Source organism: Escherichia sp. 94.0001 (assembly GCF_013369155.2).
GTDB lineage: Bacteria > Pseudomonadota > Gammaproteobacteria > Enterobacterales > Enterobacteriaceae > Escherichia > Escherichia coli_F.
Genome location: NZ_JABWMS020000219.1, coordinates 1 through 647, shown reverse-complemented (window position 1 = coordinate 647; position 647 = coordinate 1). Strand labels below are relative to the sequence as shown.

Below are 647 nucleotides of genomic sequence, written 5' to 3'. Positions count from 1 at the left end.
GGTGATGCTGCCAACTTACTGATTTAGTGTATGATGGTGTTTTTGAGGTGCTCCAGTGGCTTCTGTTTCTATCAGCTGTCCCTCCTGTTCAGCTACTGACGGGGTGGTGCGTAACGGCAAAAGCACCGCCGGACATCAGCGCTATCTCTGCTCTCACTGCCGTAAAACATGGCAACTGCAGTTCACTTACACCGCTTCTCAACCCGGTACGCACCAGAAAATCATTGATATGGCCATGAATGGCGTTGGATGCCGGGCAACAGCCCGCATTATGGGCGTTGGCCTCAACACGATTTTACGTCACTTAAAAAACTCAGGCCGCAGTCGGTAACCTCGCGCATACAGCCGGGCAGTGACGTCATCGTCTGCGCGGAAATGGACGAACAGTGGGGCTATGTCGGGGCTAAATCGCGCCAGCGCTGGCTGTTTTACGCGTATGACAGGCTCCGGAAGACGGTTGTTGCGCACGTATTCGGTGAACGCACTATGGCGATGCTGGGGCGTCTTATGAGCCTGCTGTCACCCTTTGACGTGGTGATATGGATGACGGATGGCTGGCCGCTGTATGAATCCCGCCTGAAGGGAAAGCTGCACGTAATCAGCAAGCGATATACGCAGCGAATTGAGCGGCATAACCTGAATCTGAG

At 54.1% G+C, this 647-nt stretch carries 1 pseudogene; it reads left to right on the top strand.

Annotated elements, in window-relative coordinates:
- Nucleotides 1–55 precede the first annotated feature (55 nt).
- A pseudogene (locus tag HEN33_RS25340) lies at nt 56–647 on the top strand (IS1-like element IS1A family transposase); the annotation flags it as partial.